The organism is Photorhabdus khanii NC19 (assembly GCF_000517265.1).
In the GTDB taxonomy this organism is placed as follows: Bacteria; Pseudomonadota; Gammaproteobacteria; order Enterobacterales; family Enterobacteriaceae; genus Photorhabdus; species Photorhabdus khanii.
Window position 1 is genome coordinate 619,130 of the sequence record NZ_AYSJ01000002.1, and the last position, 16,443, is coordinate 635,572.

General features: G+C 40.6%; 15 protein-coding genes. 11 read left to right on the forward strand and 4 right to left on the reverse strand.

The features are described 5' to 3' along the window. Window positions 1–101: 101 nt before the first annotated feature. Complete coding sequence (recN, locus tag PTE_RS02810) at window positions 102–1,763, reverse strand: DNA repair protein RecN (RefSeq protein ID WP_036843027.1); 1,662 nt, start codon at window positions 1,761–1,763, stop codon at window positions 102–104. Window positions 1,764–1,851: 88 nt separating this feature from the next. Beyond that, entirely contained in the window at window positions 1,852–2,730 is an 879-nt protein-coding gene (gene nadK, locus PTE_RS02815) for an NAD(+) kinase (RefSeq protein ID WP_036843029.1), read from the reverse strand. 123 nt (window positions 2,731–2,853) lie between these two features. Between nadK and grpE the strand changes: the two genes are divergently transcribed. Further along, window positions 2,854–3,435 (forward strand): nucleotide exchange factor GrpE, encoded by a 582-nt coding sequence (gene grpE / locus PTE_RS02820; protein WP_036843032.1) that lies wholly within the window; start codon window positions 2,854–2,856, stop codon window positions 3,433–3,435. Window positions 3,436–3,486: 51 nt separating this feature from the next. On the opposite strand, the gene ung is transcribed toward grpE, so the two are convergent. After that, window positions 3,487–4,167 (reverse strand): uracil-DNA glycosylase, encoded by a 681-nt coding sequence (gene ung / locus PTE_RS02825; protein WP_036843035.1) that lies wholly within the window; start codon window positions 4,165–4,167, stop codon window positions 3,487–3,489. A gap of 533 nt (window positions 4,168–4,700) precedes the next feature. Between ung and PTE_RS02830 the strand changes: the two genes are divergently transcribed. Together PTE_RS02830 and PTE_RS02835 are read left to right on the forward strand one after the other, a co-directional pair. Next, window positions 4,701–5,714 carry a Tle-like phospholipase domain-containing protein gene (locus PTE_RS02830; protein ID WP_036843040.1) on the forward strand — a complete coding sequence of 338 codons (1,014 nt, stop codon included), beginning with the start codon at window positions 4,701–4,703 and terminating at the stop codon, window positions 5,712–5,714. A gap of 15 nt (window positions 5,715–5,729) precedes the next feature. Further along, on the forward strand, window positions 5,730–6,317 hold the full coding sequence (locus PTE_RS02835; protein WP_036843041.1) for an ankyrin repeat domain-containing protein: 588 nt from the start codon (window positions 5,730–5,732) through the stop codon (window positions 6,315–6,317). A 31-nt stretch (window positions 6,318–6,348) separates the two neighbouring features. Here PTE_RS02835 and PTE_RS02840 read toward each other — a convergent pair whose 3' ends face one another. After that, a complete protein-coding gene (locus PTE_RS02840; RefSeq protein ID WP_036843044.1) occupies window positions 6,349–6,537 on the reverse strand; it encodes a hypothetical protein in 189 nt (62 codons plus the stop codon). 1,034 nt (window positions 6,538–7,571) lie between these two features. Here PTE_RS02840 and PTE_RS02845 point away from each other — a divergent pair. From PTE_RS02845 to PTE_RS02880, 8 genes are read left to right on the forward strand one after another with little or no spacing between them, the layout of a single operon-like run. Further along, window positions 7,572–8,888, forward strand: a complete 1,317-nt coding sequence (locus PTE_RS02845) for an aspartate aminotransferase family protein (protein WP_081738135.1) — start codon at window positions 7,572–7,574, stop codon at window positions 8,886–8,888. Further along, window positions 8,878–9,375 carry a GNAT family N-acetyltransferase gene (locus PTE_RS02850; RefSeq protein ID WP_036843047.1) on the forward strand — a complete coding sequence of 166 codons (498 nt, stop codon included), beginning with the start codon at window positions 8,878–8,880 and terminating at the stop codon, window positions 9,373–9,375. The genes PTE_RS02845 and PTE_RS02850 overlap by 11 nt, the downstream gene beginning before the upstream one ends. 11 nt (window positions 9,376–9,386) lie before the next feature. Beyond that, window positions 9,387–9,869 carry an adenylyltransferase/cytidyltransferase family protein gene (locus PTE_RS22625; RefSeq protein ID WP_051477109.1) on the forward strand — a complete coding sequence of 161 codons (483 nt, stop codon included), beginning with the start codon at window positions 9,387–9,389 and terminating at the stop codon, window positions 9,867–9,869. Window positions 9,870–9,894: 25 nt separating this feature from the next. Beyond that, entirely contained in the window at window positions 9,895–10,560 is a 666-nt protein-coding gene (locus PTE_RS02860) for an HAD family hydrolase (RefSeq protein ID WP_036843050.1), read from the forward strand. A 9-nt stretch (window positions 10,561–10,569) separates the two neighbouring features. Then, window positions 10,570–11,613, forward strand: a complete 1,044-nt coding sequence (locus tag PTE_RS02865) for an NAD-dependent epimerase/dehydratase family protein (protein ID WP_036843053.1) — start codon at window positions 10,570–10,572, stop codon at window positions 11,611–11,613. After that, a complete protein-coding gene (locus PTE_RS02870; protein ID WP_209435490.1) occupies window positions 11,613–13,880 on the forward strand; it encodes a glycosyl hydrolase family 65 domain-containing protein in 2,268 nt (755 codons plus the stop codon). Before PTE_RS02865 ends, PTE_RS02870 begins: the two co-directional genes overlap by 1 nt. Continuing rightward, on the forward strand, window positions 13,864–15,078 hold the full coding sequence (locus PTE_RS02875) for an MFS transporter (RefSeq protein WP_036843055.1): 1,215 nt from the start codon (window positions 13,864–13,866) through the stop codon (window positions 15,076–15,078). The genes PTE_RS02870 and PTE_RS02875 overlap by 17 nt, the downstream gene beginning before the upstream one ends. A gap of 11 nt (window positions 15,079–15,089) precedes the next feature. Next, entirely contained in the window at window positions 15,090–16,190 is a 1,101-nt protein-coding gene (locus tag PTE_RS02880) for a DegT/DnrJ/EryC1/StrS family aminotransferase (RefSeq protein ID WP_036843056.1), read from the forward strand. Window positions 16,191–16,443 lie beyond the last annotated feature (253 nt).

Here is a 16,443-nt window from a genome sequence, read left to right on the forward strand (position 1 = left end):
CCTTTAGGAGTCAGGGTGTTGATAATAATAGACCTTGACGAGATTGAAAACCTCTACAAGTTTTAGCTATGACCCTAAATATCCGTAAAAGTTGTGTCATATTATGCTGCCAGCAGCTCTTTTGCGTTCGCCAGGGTATTTTTTGTGACTTCATTGCCTGCAAGAAGCCGCGCCAGCTCTTGTAATCTGGCTTTTTTGTCCAGTAATTGCATTTGAGTTTCAGTTTCTTCACCATCGGTCTGTTTACTGACATAAAAATGCTGGTGACCGCAACCGGCTACCTGGGGCAGGTGAGTGACGCACATGACCTGTGTGGATTCGCCTAATTCACGTAACAGACGACCGACAATTGCGGCTGTTGGGCCACTGATACCCACGTCCACTTCGTCGAATATCAGGGCTGAGGTTTCCATTTTCTTAGCCGTTATAACCTGAATTGCCAGTGCAATACGGGAAAGCTCACCACCTGAGGCGACTTTTGCCAGTGATTGGTGTGGCTGACCAGGGTTAGTGGTGACATTAAATTCAACTTTATCTGCGCCATCAGCATTTAAGTGTTCAGGCGCAAAAGAGACATCAACGGTCAAGCGACCATGAGGCATGGAAAGCTGATGCATACTGTTAGTAATTAGCTCACTTAACTCTTTAGCGTATTGCTGGCGAACCAGATGTAGCCTTTCTGCTACTCTTAATGCTTGTTTATGGTGTCTGTTAACCTGCTCGCAGAGATGAGCACAATCATCTTCTTGTTGTGCCAGCAGTTGCTGTTCTTCCTGTAATTGTTGATGTAGTGAGGGAAGCTCTTCCGGTACAACATGGTGTTTACGGGCTACTCTGATTTGCTGCGAAATTTTCTGCTCCAGTTCAAACAGGCGATTTGGATCCATATCCAGTTGATCACCATAGTGGCGGAGTTCGTCGCTGACTTCATTAATTTGGATGGATGCTTCTTCCAGCATAGTCAGCAGGTTACCGAATTTATCATCCATTGTGATGAGTTCTGCCAGTTCGTGTTTAGCGTAATTCAACAGACTGATAATATTTTGCTCATCATTATCACTCAGTAGCTGGAGGGCATTCTGACTAACCGATAGGAGCTGACCACGGTTTGCCAGCCGTTTGTATTCATTATCTTGCTCTTGATATTCACCTGGCTGTGGGGCTAATTCATTTAGCTCTTTCAGGTGATATTCCAGTAATTGTTGACGAGATTGGCGCTCAAGAGCCTGTTGCTGGAATTGTGCCAGATCCTGACAGCTTTGGTGCCATTTCTGATAGGCCTGTTTCATCTCATTTTGCAGATTGAACTGATTAGCGTAAGTATCGAGCAGGCGTTTTTGGTGACCACTCTCCAAGAGTAATTGGTGGGCGTGCTGGCCGTGAATCTGAATAAGGTGAGCACCCAGTTCACGTAATTGCGAAAGTGGTACAGCTGTACCATTGATAAAGCCTCTTGAGCGGCCATCTAAAGTTATGGTACGGCGCAATAAGCATTCATTACTGTCATCAAGTTGATGTTCTTCCAGCCATTGACGGGCAGAAGGTGCATCAGAAAGAGAAAAATGGGCGCAAATATCAGCACGGGAAGCGCCGTTACGTACCATGTTGGTCTCACCGCGATTGCCCAGACATAAGCCTAATGCATCAATTGCGATGGATTTACCGGCGCCGGTTTCACCCGTGATGGCTGTCATACCTGACCGGAAATCAATTTCAAGCTCACGAACAATGGCAAAGTTGCTAATAGTTAACTGGGTGAGCATCATGTCTCTCCTGTGTATAAAAACACCCCTGTATTTTCATACAGTATAAACTGGTTTTTTATACAGTAAAGTAGTGAAGCCTGTTTTTTTAGAACATTTTTTTAGACCAGCTTAGTTTTGTGCTTAATGTATTGAAGTAATTATAATCTTTAGGGTGAATGAGATTGAGCTTCTGTTTGCTGCGGCTAATAATAACATCCTCGCCATCCTGTATAGGCAGAACTATTTGGCTATCGCAACTGACTTCATAATCGTTGCTGTTTTGGGAAAATTTCAGTCTGATACTGCTTTCGCTACTGATAACCAATGGGCGGGCAGATAATGTATGCGGGAACATCGGCACCAGAACGATAGCATCCAGGTTAGGTGTTAGAATCGGCCCCCCGGCGGAAAGTGAGTAAGCAGTTGAACCCGTTGGTGTTGCGATAATCAATCCGTCAGAGCGTTGGGAAAAAGCAAAACGTTCATCAATATAAACTTCGAATTCAATCATGTGAGCCACTTTCCCAGGATGGAGAACGACTTCGTTGATTGCGGTACTGATACGGGGTTTCTGGCCGTTTCTTCTGACCTGTGCTTCCAGCAAGAAACGTTGTTCATTCCGGTATTCGCCATCCAGTACTTCAGAAAGTTGTTGCAGAGCATTATCAGGATCTAAATCCGTCAGAAAACCCAGATTACCTCTGTTAATCCCAATGACTTTAATGTCATAACGGGAAAGAACCCGGGCAGCCCCCAGCATATTGCCGTCGCCACCAACAACGACGGCTAAATCAGCTTGTTTACCAATTTCAGTCAGGCCGCCGGTCTGTGCATCTTTTAAACCAATATCTTTGGCTACCTGGCGATCAACAATGACGCAGTAACCTTTGGATTTTAACCAATGATAAAGCATCTCATGAGTGGCGAGTGCTTCTGGGTGACGAGGATGACCAACAATACCAATGCATTTGAATTTTTTATTCATCGTTGTAATTTCCTTCAGCAAGAGGTTTTGTCCTCACAATATGACGGGTTCCCTTGAATCCCCAGTTTAGATCCCCATAATAAGCTAAGTAGCGAGATTAATGCCAAATACGCGGAGATATTCATGAGTAGTAAAGAACAAAAAATGCCTGACGAGCAAGTCTCGGAAGATATGGAAGTTGTATCTGAACAGCAAAGCAGTGCGGATAAAGCAGAAGCATCAGAGACTGAAAGTGTTGTTGAGCCACGAGTCGCAGAGCTGGAAGAACAGCTCAGACAGGCACAACAGCGTGAACGTGACGCCATTTTGCGTGCTAAAGCTGAAGTTGAAAATATCCGTCGTCGTACTGAGCAAGATATAGAAAAAGCCCATAAATTCGCGCTGGAAAGATTTGCTAATGAACTGTTGCCGGTGATTGACAATCTTGAGCGTGCTCTGGAGGCAGCAGATCGCACCAATACCGAAATAGCGCCAATGATTGAAGGTATTGAACTGACGTTGAAATCCTTCCTGGGGGCTGTTGGTAAATTTGGTATTGAAGTTGTCGGCGACACTGATATTCCTTTTAATCCTGAAGTTCATCAGGCTATGACCATGATGGAATCCGATCAGCATGAGCCGAATCATGTCATGATGGTCATGCAGAAAGGGTATACCTTAAATAGCCGTTTATTGCGTCCGGCAATGGTAGCCGTATCAAAGTAATTTTAGCTCAGTGTAGATAATTAATGCCGCTCCAACCGGGGCGGCATTTTTTTACTGTGGCAACTCAGGTGTCCAGTTAATTGGCACCATTCCTTGTTTTTCCAGCAATTCATTGGCTTTTGAAAAGTGTTTACAGCCAAAGAATCCTCTGTGGGCAGACAGCGGAGATGGATGAGGTGCTTTGAGAACATGGTGTTTATTGGTATCAATAAAGTTGCCTTTTTTCTGGGCGTGAGATCCCCAAAGAAGAAAAACTACGCCTGAGCGGTGCTCGTTAATCGCGGCAATGACTTTATCAGTGAAAGTTTCCCAGCCCAGATTTGCGTGAGAGTGAGCGTTACCACGTTCTACGGTTAATACGGTATTGAGCAGGAGCACCCCTTGTTTGGCCCAACTGATGAGGCAGCCGTGATTTGGGTTTTGGAAACCGGGTATATCGGATACCAGCTCTTTGTACATATTGACCAGTGAAGGTGGCGCAGGAATACCAGGTTGAACTGAGAAAGAGAGGCCATGTGCCTGATTAGGGCCGTGGTAAGGGTCTTGCCCAAGTATCACAACCTTAATGTCAGCCAATTCGGTGTAGCGGAATGCATTAAATACATCCTGTTGCGGCGGATAAATGGTTTTACCTGCCTGACGTTCTTTTGCGACATAAGCCAGTGTGTCGAGAAAGTAAGGTTGTTTTTTCTCGTTACCGATCACGTCGTGCCATGTGAGAGATGCGGACATAGCAAATCCTTTTTATATAATTACCAGATGGACGTTAGCTTACCGATTCCAAAATCAGAGGGAAACCTTTAATGAACACTAAAACGAAATTTTTGATAAATATTTCAATATCGTAACGTGTTTTTGAAAATTTATTAAAATAATTTCTCTGTAATTGGGTATAAATATTTATTTAAACCATAAGGTTACAATATATTTATAGTAACTATATGAAATTAACTGAGCTGAATCAATAGGTATCCTCATTCGTGTTGGTATACAAGCATCAGAGATATTGGTTTGACCAAATAACCAGGATGATGTTCTTGATGATTTGGTTTGTTGCATGAATGTGGAGATAGAAATGATGACTGGTATCCAAGTTGCTGATAAATACTAGGTAGAAATTGCGCTAATATCAGAGATGGAAATCACAATTCATTATTTTTATTAACAAAATTTAAACATTTATTCAACCTTATGTTGTTTCCTGCCGATAGATTAATTGCACCAATTAAATAGCTAATTATTTTCAACTATCGTTAGGGAATTTTATGAGTTTATCAATTGGTATCAATCTATCAATAGGTTCAGATTTTCCTGTTTTAAATAATCTTCAGCTTGTTACATCACCTTCTGTTCCAACCGAGAATATTAAGAAAGCGGCCACTGAAGTCTCTTCTCTCTCAGAAACGACTAAAAATAACAATAGAATTTATCAATCGTTAGTTAATGAACAGAGTATTAACATCAATTTAAAATCAATGACAGGAATTAAAGCGGAACAGATTAATGGTAAACAATCTCATGAAATTGATTATATGTTGGCTTTGATTTCTGATGATGTCTATATAAGAACCACTATGGGAATTGGTGATTATGTCCGTCTTTCTGATAGCGAGTTATTAAATGCAGGGATAGAACCTGCAAATTTGAGAAATGAAACAACGGGTTTTCAGGCAGGTATTTATCGTAATGGTGATCTCCATATCGTTGCTTTTGCGGGTACTAACGATTTGAAAGATATATTGACTAACTTACGGCAAGGTTTTGGGTTTGATGAAGCGCAATACCATCAGGCTGTTGATTTAGCCCGTACTGCCAGAATGACGTTTGGGGAAAATATGTTATTTACTGGGCATTCTTTGGGGGGAGGATTAGCGGCAACAGCGGCATTATCAGTTGGAAAGCCTGCGGTGATATTTAATTCAGCTGGTGTTTCCGACAGTATGATGAAAAATCTGGGGCTTTCACCACAAGAGGGCAGAAATAGAGCTGAGAATGGATTGATACGGCATTATGTTGTGGAATATGACGTGCTTGATTCATTACAACAGAAACTGCCAGTGTCTCAGCCGATAGGACATAAAATTTTACTGAAATATAATGGTGATTGGGGCGAATCGAACAAATGGTTTCCTTCTCTGATGCGTGGATTCAATGCACATTCTCTTAAGAAGGTGTTGGAATTATTAACGATATATAAACCTTGGATATCTTTAAATAATGAACAACAAGAGGAGTCTTTGGTGATACTTAACGAACCAAATATAATCGTTTCTGCATAATTGCAAAGGGATATTATGAAAATCTGTGAAGTCGTTGAGTTTGAATCTGAACTGAATTTTCAGCAGGATGTAGAAAATATAAATCCGTTGCAATGGGCGATATTCAATCAGCGAATGAATGATATTAATACTTTGCTGAAAGAGGGAGCTGATCCTGCTCAACCGGGTTTACAACAAGAAAGTGCTTTACATACGGCTGCAAAAATCAGCAATCCTGATTATCTCAAATCTTTATTATCATTCTCGCCTGATGTGAATATTATTCATCCTGTCACTTTAGCAACACCTTTACATGCTGCGGTTCAGGTAGGGAGAAAGATTCAGGTTAAATTACTGCTGATAGCAGGAGCTAACCCCAACTTGGCTAATCGGGTTGGGGATACTCCGTTACATATTGCAGCTAAAATTAATTCACCGGAACTGGCGTTGATATTGTTGAAGTCAGGCGCTGATCCCACATTACAGAATAAGCAGCAGTCAACGTTCCAGATCTATTTCAATCTCACACCACTGAAAATACGTAGCCGTGAGATGCAGGCTGAATATGATAAAGTCAATCATTGGCTGAAAGCGCAGCAAGTCAGCCGATATTATTTAAAGTAAGATAAAAACGGGCTATTTGTCCTAATGCCAGTCAGTTAAGCTGACTGGCCTCTCTTTTTACCGGGTATTTTTGCGGTTTACGCCTCATTACTCTCGGATATTTTCTGTCAGGAAGCTTCGCTGGTAATTCAAACATGCTTAATGTTTCCAATAAGTAAGCATAGCGCTTAGGTAAATTACCTGCACTAGGATATTTTTGCTGAGAAGAGCGAATCATCATGATGAGGTTACCTTGTCAGGAACGACATTGTTTGTATTTTACTCAATTTCGCGATTAAGGGAAGTATTTAGAGGTTCTCGTAAGTTGTTTGGCGTAGAATGTTAAATTATTTATTTTTTCGAGAAAATGTTTCTTTATTTATGACTAATAGGGAAAATATCAAATTAATTTACTGATGTAGCATGTTTTTGTGAAAAATAAATAATAGAACTCGTAATTAACATTAAATAATATTCACTTATTTAAATTATCTTTGATCTTTATCTCAAAAAAACAGTTCATATTTATTTGAGTTTGACTTTGATTTAAATTAAAGGTAAAAAAATAAACTTGTGATAAGTGTTATATTTATATTGCATTCACGCATATAAATTGGCGGTAGCGTGGTTGTTTTGAAAGTAATTTTTCTCTAAATAACTGTTAGCTGTGAAGCGGAGTTTATGGTCTCTTTAAGATTGCTCATTTATTACAGATGATCAAAAATTGGCGTGATTGCCAAAATAAACTTACTAAAATTTAAGGAATTCATTATGGACAAATTTGATCTGAAATTTAACAATAATCTGAAAGAAATTCTAAAACTGGAAAGAGGCATGAGTGAACCTGGTGACATAAATAGCTTTCCATAATACCGATACACCTATGCCTTTTGTTTTATTTTTAAGCAATGTTGGTTCTGTAGCCTATCTCACTGATTCTACGGACTGCTTGGATGAAAAGACTGCATGTCTTAGTACACAAGGGCTGGTTGGAGATGGAGCATAATTATGAAAACTTATTTATTCCTTTGAGGTTATTATATTAATACTTGCTGTTTTTTAAAGAAACCATGTTCATCCATAAGTGAATAGAAATTGGAGCTAAAGTAGTGAACCAAGTAGTAAATTAGAATTATTAAATAGCATACTGAAATAGTAGCTAATTAATTTACTTCCATTAGCGTTGGAAAGAAGAGCTTCATAATTATGAAGCCTTATTTAATTACATGAGATCTCTATTTTGAATAGTTTATTCAGGAGTATTTATGAGGAATTATGATGACAAGAATTAACGAAACACGTGTAGGTAACGTATTGGCTGGTTGGAACCATTTGTCTGTTATCGGACCAATACAAATTCGCAATGCTTCTGGTCCTAGGATACAGCTATTATCGGGTGAATGGTGCGATGATTATATCATGGGATGGGGTTCATGTTTTCTTGGTCATGATAGCTCTGTTATACGAAAGGCTATTACTCATGCACTATCACGTGGTTTTCTTCAACAATATGAAACTGAAAAACATCAATTGTTGAGTGAACGCTTCTGCGCTGTGGTACCGTGCGCAGAAAAATTACGTCTTGTAAATTCAGGGCTAGAAGCCACTATGTATGCAACTCGAATAGCTCGAGCCGCAACAGGTAAACGCATTATTTTTAAATTTGAAGGCCACTTTCATGGCTTAAATGACACTCTTACATGGAATATAGATTCCTCTCCACGAAGTGGCGTTGTTTTTGCAAATGGTGAGCTAGAACGTCTTGAAGGTACTACCGGTATTCCTGCCGAATTAGGTCAATTAACTGTGCCATTGCCATGGAATGACCTAAATGCAGTGCAGAAAGCATTTGAAACATATTCTGGTGATGTGGCTGGCATCATTCTGGAACCGGTGGCTCTGAATATCGGTTGTATCAAACCAGATGAGGGATTTCTGCAAAACCTGCGTGCACTTGCGACAAAACATAAAGCGTTACTTATATTTGACGAGGTGTTAACAGGATTTAGGGCAAATATTGGTGGTGCTCAAAAAGACTATGGTGTCATTCCGGATATAGCGACTTATGGTAAGGCATTTGGTGCTGGAATGTCGATAGCTGGAATTGCTGGTAAAGCTGAATATATGGACATGATCGCTCCGCGTGGGCCTGTACAGATAAGTGGCACAAATACGGGAAGATATCTGTCGGTTTCTGCTGCTTTGGCAGTTCTCGAGCACTTAGAAGATGGCATCCTCTATCAACATGTTGCAAATTTAGAAAGCCAACTCATAAAAAATATGAGAGAAATTTTTAAGCAACACAATATTCCTTGTCATATTGATGGTTATGGCGGAAGAGTTGGGGTTCATATTGGGTCTTCAGTGCGCCCAAAAACAATGAAAGATATAGAAAATACCTACCCTGTGAAATTCGCACATAAATTATTCCGCTTGTTGTCAACAGAATATAAGTTATACGGATTTCTATTACCTCTAACATATTGCCCAGAGCCCGTGACGTTATCTGCTTTGCATACTACCGAAATGATCGATAGCGCATGTGATCGGTTGGATTCTGCTCTGATTAGGCTGGAATACCATGACAATTAAAAGCGCGCGCGCAATTCTTATTCGACGTTTTAATATCTCTGATATGGAAGCGGTTCTTAAACTCATAGCACAAATTGGTTCAGAGGATGATCTAACCCAATCTGCGAGTATTCAATTCATACGTGAATTGGAAAACCCGCATCAAGAGGAGATTCGGTTTGTTGCAACTGAGGGTGAGGAGGTTATCGGGACAATGGGGTGTAGTTTGGGAGCAATACCATCAAAGTATGTTCTTTGGGCTGACTGGTTGGTTGTTGATCAAAGTTATCGTCGATACGGTGTTGCTTCGTTGCTCTATAGCGAAATTGAGGCATTTGCATTAAGTCTCAGGAAAAAATACCTGTGTCTAGATATTGGTAACATTGACAAAGAGCGTGCTGCATATCTCTTTCATCTTCGTAATGGATTCCAAATAGTCGGGCAAGTACCAGATTATTGGGGGAAATCTGAACACCTAAACATAATGGCAAAATATCTTATTTCATAGGAGGCATTGACATGACCGTTTTGAACAGCGTCACCGAGTTAAAAGCTCTTGCTGAGAGCTATCGAAAAGATGGCCTGACAATTGGATTGTGTCACGGATGTTTTGATATCGTCCATATTGGTCACATACACCATTTACGACAAGCCAATTTACTGATTGATCGTCTTTTTGTGTCAATTACCGCTGATAAGTATGTCAACAAAGGTTCTGAGCGTCCCATTTTTTCCGATTATCATCGTGCCAAATTTATGGCATCGATTCGCTACTGCCATCATGTAATAGTGAGCGATTCACCTACTGCCGAACATATCCTCTCCGCTCTTCGTCCTCATGTGTTTTTTAAAGGTGCGGATTACGGTACTAGTACAGATTTAAGACTGAATGCAGAACGAATATTTGTTGAAAGCCATGGAGGACGCATGGCTTTCACTGATGGAAAGGTAATGGATTCAACTTCTCGGATCGCAAACATAATTATGAGCAAGAGTATGTAAAACTCTTAAAAATAGTGGAGCAAAAATGCAAACACTTCTATTGATTGATCTCGACGGGACACTCATTGATACTCCGCACTACGAAGCTTGGTGTAACGCTGCTCATCAGTTCGGGCTAACGGAGCTTACTCATGAAGAATATCTTGCCAATATCGCAGGACGACCTCGATTAGAAGGTGCTTCCAGCCTTTTGGATTTAAAAAAGGCTGGATTGCTTTCGGGTCTGGATAGATTAAACAATGGCAACATAAGTATGCTTGCGGAAATCAAACAGGCTGAATTTCTTAGGCTTTCTGTATACACCCGACTTTTCGATGACGCAGTACGACTTTTAAAGCGAGTAGAATCGTCGTCTCAGGAGGTTAAATTTTATACGGCCTCACAAAATGCATCTTCCCTATTCGACGATATGCTACGTAAGGAAAGCATAACACTCAATCAACAAAGCATAGTAAGGCAAAAACAAGATCAGACTCGAGAGGAGCTGTTTTTGTCTCTCATTGAAGAACGTATCCCAAAAGAGATCACGCTGATTGATGATTCTCCACATTCTATTGACGTAGCCTGTAATCTTGGAATCCGAGCTTATCAGATACATCGCAATGAACTCCTGCCCATGGCTACCGACCAACGCGCTTTTATTATTCCATCCCTCAATGACATCGCTATTCCGATTATCGAAACAATATAAGGAAATGATATGCAAACTAAATATGAAACAATTCTTGTAACTGGTGGAGCAGGATATATAGGTTCGCGACTGGTGCCTAAATTATTGGCTGCAGGCTATAAAGTTAGAATATTGGATGCCCAATTCTTTCCTAACGGACTTAATTTATTTCTTGAACATCCCCATCTGGAATTCGTTAAGGGGGATATTCGTGATAAAACTATTGTTGAAGATTCATTACGGGGAGTAACAACAGTAGTACACCTTGCTGCAGTAGCAAATGACCCTAGTTTTAACTCAGATCCGGAAGTCAGTCGATCTATAAATATTGCTTGTCTTCCTCATCTCATGACAAGTGCCAAGAATCTGGGGTGTCGGCGTTTTATCTACGCATCATCAGCGAGTGTTTATGGTATAAATGATCAACCTATCGTCGACGAAAGTCAGCCTTGTGTTCCTATCACGGACTATAACCGATATAAATCAGCAGGCGAGGAGGTTCTTTTCGGTCTAACGAGCCCAAATTTTGAAACCATTGCAGTGAGGGCAGCAACAGTTTGCGGTTGGTCTCCCAGACAACGTTTAGATTTGACCGTAAATATTCTGACTGCTAGTGCACTTTCACAAGGAAAAATTACCGTTTTGGGCGGGAATCAATACCGGCCTAATGTCCATATTTGCGATTTAACTCGCCTGTATGCAACACTTGTTCAACGTAATTCTCTTGGTTCAGTCAGCGGGCGTGCCATTAACGTCGGTTATGAAAACCATACTGTGAGCGATATAGCATTGCAGGTTAAAGATGTTGTTGATCGTTATTTCAATACCAATGTACCTATTGCTACAACAGCTTCTAATGACACAAGATCTTACCGATTAGATTCTCGTTTAGTACAAAATGAACTGGGTTTTCAATTTGTTTATACAATTCGGGATGCTGTTTTGGAAATATGTGAGAAATGGCAATCGGGTTGGTTTATTAACAGCACAAATGTTCTTATAGATCCTTGCTACCATAATGTGCTGAATATGAAATACACAGATTGGTCTTTCAATGTATTAAGGAGTCTTTGATGCTGACCATCACTTATGGAAGAAAAGAAGAAAATATATCTGAAGTCGGCCCTGATTCGTCAGCATTTATTTCATGTGTGACAACATTAGCTAATAGTTTTATGGGACTGCGACCACACGTACCAAAAGCATCTGAACGAGCTCAGCGGGTTCAGTTACTTATGGACAGGGTATATACATCAGGTGTTGGGGTTTTACGTGAAATAGTATCATTGCCAGCACCAAAAATTCTCCGGCTTTATGATGTCGAAACTGGTGAACCAGCAATTCACAAAAATGGCCGAGCCGCGAAAATTATTTTATCTCTCGATACAGCATTTGTGACCAGCACTGAATATTTGTGCGTAAGAGGAGGAGAATTCGAGTTAATCATAAGGCAGTTTATTGATGTTCCCAATAAGCTTGAAGTCTCAACTGTTATTGAATTACGTCAATTAAATACTGAAATTGGTCCACGGAAATTACGGTTGGATTACGGGCTTGATATTTCTGCAGGTAATGAATACCTCGGTACGGCTCCTTGGCTAGTCGCTCGTCATTATGATATTACTCAATGTTATTCCAATAAAAATGGTTTTAGCGCTATAGTCACAACCACAGAACAAAAATTGCACTATGATGTTCAATTATTTTCTGCCAGATACGCAAGCACATGGTCATGTCTGGGACAGAGTTGTGCAACATCCGTAACCTTCGATTTTTCCCAGAATGAACATCACCCTTTATTTATACATTGGAAGGTACGTTCAGAGGATTGCAGTGTGGGACTTGAGATATCCCCGGAGCCATTTAACTTCATCTCCTCCCAGAATGAGCATCAAGCAAGGTGGGACAAATTATGGGAAGAGCATGATGTGACAATCAATGCGTCCTATAAACCCATTGAACTCGGTATTAAATATGCACTTTTCCAACTTTTACAGCATGGTATTGGTGCATATAACCATGAGTTAGGTTTTATTTCACCAGCTCGGGGGTTGACCAGCCCTTATCATTCAGGAGCGACTTTTTTTGATACTGAACTTCATAAATGTATATTTTGGGCTTGGAATGACCCACGTGTAGCAAAAGCATTCATTGACTACCGATACCATAGTATGGAAAAAGCGATTGAATTTGCAAAATCCACAGGATTTTTTGGGGCGCGTTTTCCAGAGGCTTCTAATGATCATGGTGCTGAAAACGGACCTCACTATGTCCTTTCCTATCCTGATGCTGATATCGTGCGTGAGTGGAGTGTCGATGAAGTATTACACATTTCTGCAGATGTCTGTTACTCCCTATACAGATACTGGTCTGTAACCTACGATGATGCTTATATGAACGCTCGTGGTTATAAAATAGTTGCAGAATGTGCAAGATTTGCTGCATCTGTATTTAAGTGGTCCGATAAAAAACAGGCATATGTCATTAACTCTGTAATGGGACCTGATGAATATCATTATCATGTCGACAATAGTTTTTTTACAAACTATCTTCTCAGATGGTGCATGAAATTTGCACTATCGCTAATTAGCTACAAATGCTTCCCCGAGATTTCTGCAAACGAGATCAAGAATTGGAAAACAATTAGTGAAAATGTCTATCTTCCTTGGATGGTTATTGATGGCGTTTCCATTCCGGAGGAATTCGATGGGTATGCAATTCTTCAAGATACTGAGTTAAGAAACGAAAAAAAACATGGGCCACAGTTCATAGATGAACATGAACGGTATTCTGCCGAAAAACTGCAAAATTTCACATCCAAAATCATAAAACAGGCTGATGTTGTTCTGCTTATGTCTTTATTCCCTGACGATTTCTCTGATGAAGTCAAGCGAGTAGCATTCAACTTCTATGAGCCCCGTACTGTTCATGAATCATCACTCAGTTATGGCCCTCATGCCGTGCTTGCTGCAGATATAGGTAAGATAGATGTCTGTGCCGATTTTATATCACGTGCAAGTCGATATAATCTGGATTTCACTCCTATATTAAATTACAGCAATGGATTACATCTTTCAGCTTACGCGGGTGCATGGCAAGGGCTTGTTGAAGGTTTAGCCGGGCTACGTGTCGCAGAGAAAAGACTCTATTTTCGCCCTCGGTTACCATCCGACTGGGATTCCTATCGGTTCATGCTTTATTTTTGTGGGCAACGACTTATGGTCAGTGTACTTGCAGACGGTATCATTGACATCTACTGTGGAGGGAAGAAGCTCACTACCGAATGTTGTCCAGATGGACGTATCTATATTTGCGGAGAAACAAATGACTTCATTCGCTGAACGAGCATCGTCTTATTCCGAGGCATTACGCTCCTCATCATTCCGGAAATTGCTTATTGGTCAAGGCTTGTCAATGATTGGTGATGCAGTCTGTTTAGCTGCCCTTCCTGTTGCGTTGATTCATGCCAAACTTAGTGGGGAGGTTTTTGGTGTCGTTATGGCTGCGGTAGGATTAGGGACGGTCATTGGGGCTGTCGCTGGAGGTCTGCTAGCAGACAGAAAGTCACCAAAACACATTCTCATTGCGACAGATACTGCCAGAGGGTTGGCGCAAGTTGCTGCAACTATGTTACTTGTGTTAAACGCTCCGTGGTGGGGATTAGTACTTGCCTATTTAATATTTGGTATTGGCATTGGCGTCTCTCGCCCATGCGCTCAAGTTCTGCTTGTAAACTTGCTACCTAAGCAAGCCTTAGTGGCAGGAAATGGAGCTATGAATTTTATAGATAACTTTGTGGCAGTAGTCTTTCCTGCCACAGTAGGAGTTATGATCATATTGTGGGAACCAGCATGGGGAATACTGGTTGATGGTATTACGTTTTTCGCAGCAGCTCTTTTTACTGCCCTGATACCCGATATAGGGATTCGTGGTTCCGATGATAAATTCTCTATACGTGAGGTATTCAACGGTATCACAGTCATTACTGATAACTCTGTATTGTTACTCGGATTTATCGCGACATTGATCCTGAATGTGTTGTGTTTCCCTATTTTCCTAGTCATCGCTCCATACGCAATCAGTGATCGATTCAGCGATACGATGTGGGGGTTTTGTCTGGCAGCTTCGGGAGCTGGTGCATGTATTGGATCTGTTATCACAGTACTTACTGCTGGTCACCAACGTCTAATACGACTTGCTGTGATCTGTGGTTTATTTCTCTGTAGTGCAATGCTTTTATTGGGTATGGGGGGCTTTGCTTGGATGGTCATTCTGGGGGCAATGTTTGTTGGGATTGTTGAAGCATCCTGGCTTACTGGTTGGGCTACTGCTATGCAAACCCTCTCTCCGGAAAAAGACCTTGGAAAAGTTGTAGCGGTAGATACTTTTGTTACCAGTGGTGCTCACCCATTCATTTATCTTGGAGCAGGAATCATCGGTGCAATGGTGGGATATTCTGAAACACTAACATTGACTGCAATTGTCAGTGCTATTGGAATCACAGTCATCACACTTGCTGCTGTCACTCGAAAAATTTAAAAGGCAATAACATGATTAAATGTAATAATATTCAAGAGCAGGCTATCGATTTGTCCGAACTAATTTTCAAACAATGGCAAAATGTTTTGACAACTGGTGATTTTGTGCTTGGTGGAGAGGTTTCAAGATTAGAAAAATGGATGTCACAATGTTGTGGAGGAGCACATGCCATCGCACTCAATTCTGGTACAGACGCTTTGCTACTTGCATTGCAAGCTTTAGGTATAGGTTCGGGTGATGAAGTTATTACTTGCGCTAATACGTTTATAGCAACAGTTGGGGCAATAGTTGCTGTTGGCGCTAAACCAATCCTGGCTGATATTGGAGAAGATGAGCTCATTAATGTTGACACCATTGCCCCTCTGATTACTGAACGAACAAAGGCTGTTATACCCGTTTATTTGCGCGGACGCCCCGTAGATATTGCTCCGATTGTCACGCTGTGCCACATGAGGGGAGTATATGTTATCGAAGATTGTGCTCAAGCTATTGGAACTACTATCAATGACCAGCAAGTCGGTACATTAGGTGATGCTGCGGCTTTTTCGCTACATCCACTGAAAACGCTCGGAGGTTTTGGTGATGGTGGGATTCTCATCACTACTAACTCGAAAATAGCTGAGTATGCAAAATTTGCTCGCAATCATGGATTGCAGACACGTAATGAATCTATTTTATTTGGTATAAATTCACGCCTTGATACTTTACAAGCAGCTGCATTAAATATCAAAACTCAGTATCTAAACCAGTGGTTACAACGTCGCAAGGAAATTTCAGCTTTTTATGACAAAGAATTGTTCAATACAAAAACTGGAACAGATTTAGGAGCAGGAAAACCAGGAAATGCTTATTATCATTATGTGGTAAAATCAAAAAACCGAGACAAATTGCAGCAGCATCTAGCTAAACATGGTATTGAAGCTGCTATCCATTATCCAATACCGATTCATCGACAACAAGCATGGCTGCGTAGCCAGCCTCAAATAGCTCTTCCCACTACTGAACGTTTAGCGCAAGAAATTCTCACTATTCCCTGTCATCACCATCTTTCTGACAGCGATATTGAGAAGATAGTAATGTTGATAAAGCAATTCGATTTAATTAAGGTTTAATAGAGTTGTACGGACTTACATAAAATTATAATAAACAGAAAACTCCATGAGGTGTGTGTTTTTCATTCGATTATTATTGCCATATATCTTTTTCGTGTATTTAAATAGTGTTTGATGGAGTTTAATATCTTTAAAAAATGAAAGTTTATGTATACTTAAATATTTGTTTAATCTTGACATGAATCGTTTTAAATAACATATATGGACACCAACTTTAATTTTTGTCGGCGTCCATATATTATTTAGGTATAAA